Origin of the sequence: Thermogladius sp., from assembly GCF_049970955.1 — an archaeon.
Lineage (GTDB): Archaea > Thermoproteota > Thermoprotei_A > Sulfolobales > Desulfurococcaceae > Thermogladius.
Map to the genome: position 1 here is coordinate 1 of NZ_JBMFLY010000104.1, position 2,437 is coordinate 2,437.

At 53.9% G+C, this 2,437-nt stretch carries 1 protein-coding gene; it reads right to left on the reverse strand.

Going from position 1 to position 2,437, the window contains the following annotated elements; genetic code table 11:
- The coding region (locus ACP5VX_RS07035; RefSeq protein WP_428725168.1) for an N-6 DNA methylase at positions 1-2,437 on the reverse strand (2,437 nt) is incomplete at both ends.

Consider the following 2,437-nt stretch of genomic DNA (forward strand, 5'->3'; position numbering starts at 1 on the left):
GACGCTCTCAGGTAGCTCCCTCCTAGGCTTCCTACACAGGAAGAGGTAGCATTCAACTCCCTGTCCCTTCAAGCCCTCCCAATCGTCCTTATTAAAAACGAAAAACCGCATGTATTTAGACGACGGTAACAGGGGGTAGAGGTACTCCTCCGGGATGCCGAGTTCCCTCGCCCTCTTCTCGGTTAGGTAGAAGAACTCTTCACCGCCGACATCCGGTCTTTTACCGTTCTTTATGGCCCACATGCTCCATACAGTGTTTCCACGATATACCTCGAAGAGTTCATCCATTTGTACTATGTAATCGTTCTGTCTCAACTTCTCTAGTATGGTTTGTATAATTTGGGGGTTGAACACGTAGTTGATCCACTTCTCGCCCCTCTTATAGACCTCTGCCTGCGGGACTACGTTGATGACCACCTCGTCCGATATCTTGTAGAACCCCGGTTTACTGGAGTACTCCTCGACGAGCTTCAGTATGTAGTCTACGTTGACGCTTTCTCGGGGTCTGAGCAACATGAACACTATATTGTTACGCTCCCTCTCCTCTTTCTTCGACTCCTTCTCCATGAGCAGAATACAGGCTCCTACGAGTGGTACCGGGAAAACCCTAGTGCTTATGTCTATAACCGCTCTAACCTTGTAATTGTCTAGGAGGTACCTCCCGAATCCCACGCCGTAGTCTGATTGAAGCCACGAATCGCTTATTATCATGCCGAGCCTCCCGCCCTCCTTGAGGAAGCCCGTGGAGTGTATGATCCAGTAAACGTATATGCCTGGTTCAACACCCCTCTGAACCTGAGGAGTTAATTTTTTGTAGTTAGTTAGCGTGCCGCGATACGTATTTAGTATCTCGTTCTTCGTGCTGTCGATGACCTCAGTCCACCTCGTGTAAGGCGGGTTCCCCACCACGGCGTCGAAGTTCCCGAAGACAACGCTCTTCTTCTCCTCGCCCCTCGGCGTCTTAGCTGTGTAGGGCGCCAAGAGTTGCTGGTTCGGTTTTATGGTGAAGTAGTCCCTGACGAAAACGTTTATGTTCGTGCTCGAGACCCGGGGGTTCTTGATGGCTAGGTTCACGGCTGTCAGGTGCGCTGGGAACTCGTTTATGTCGACCCCGTAGAGCTGGTCGAGTATCTGCCTGTGGACATCCTCAGGTACATGCCTTATCTCGTTGTAGGGCTTCCTGCTTTTTAGCTCGACCAGCCTCTTATAGGCCTCCACGAGGAAGGTTCCGGAGCCGCAACCCGGGTCTAGGACTTTGTCGTCCGGGTTCCTGACAGCCCACTTGACGATCAGCTCGGCTACGGGCTTGGGGGTGTAGAACTGCCCGAGCTGGTGCCTCTCCTCGGCCGGTATGAGCTCCTCGTATATGTACCCTATGACGTCGCCCAGCTTCTCTACTTCGTGCGAGCCCAGTAGCCTCACGAGCCAGTCCAGTAGCTTGAGGACCTCCTCGCTCTCGACGACCTCTATCTTGTCGTAGATACCTGTCCTGAACACGGTCTCGAAGTCGCCTGTCCGCTCGATTGCCTTCTCGAACAGCTCCTTCAGCTTCTTGAGGTACTCGCTGACAGTCCTGACCTCACCCTCGGAGTAAAAGGGTTTCAGCTTATCGAGGTTGTAGTACCTCTCTAGAACCTTGTAGAACACGATCTTGTTCATGAGGACGTACGCCATCTCGCGGGCAAGTTGCTCGGGCGTGGGGCTGTAGCCCCGCTCCTTGGCGTACTTCTCGACCTCGCCAGCTAGCTCGCGCTTGAAGCTCCCGCCGGGGGCTATGGCGTCCATCACGAAGGGGGTCAAGACGTCGACGAAGCCCCTGAGATCCTCTATTACGAGCCAGTGGAGCTCCTGTCTCTTCTTCTCCTTCTCCTCCTCCCTGACCTCGAAGGGCTTGGCGTACAGTTCGCACATTAGATCCAAGTAGCCTGCGAAGAAGTCGTCTGTGAACCTGATCCTCTCGTGCTTCAGCAGGTATTTCGGTCTCAGAGTCTCGTATATGTATTTTGTACTGAGAACCCGCCCGTAGTCTCTATCGTCGATTGCCTCCCAGTTGACGACCTTGTCTATTTCCTTTGGAACCATGAATAGGGCGAGTTGCCTGTCGTTGGCCGTGGCTACGAAGGGCACATAGATGCCGTTCCTCTTCAGTATCGCCGCGTAGGCGAAGACCTGGCCCACAACCTCCTCCGAGGTCACGTGGAACCTCCTCTCAGACCTGTAGCCCGGCTTCTCGTACTTCTTCTTGGTCTCTATGATGACCAGCGGCGCGCCGCCGTCCACTAGGACGACTATGTCGGCCTTCCTACCCCCCAGCCCTTCACCGTACTGCCTCTTAACCCCCGTCACCGTGACCCCGTGGAACTTCTGGTTGACGAACTTCTTGAGGATCTCCGATATCTTCTCCTCGACGTCAAACTCCCTCCTAATTACACTCAAC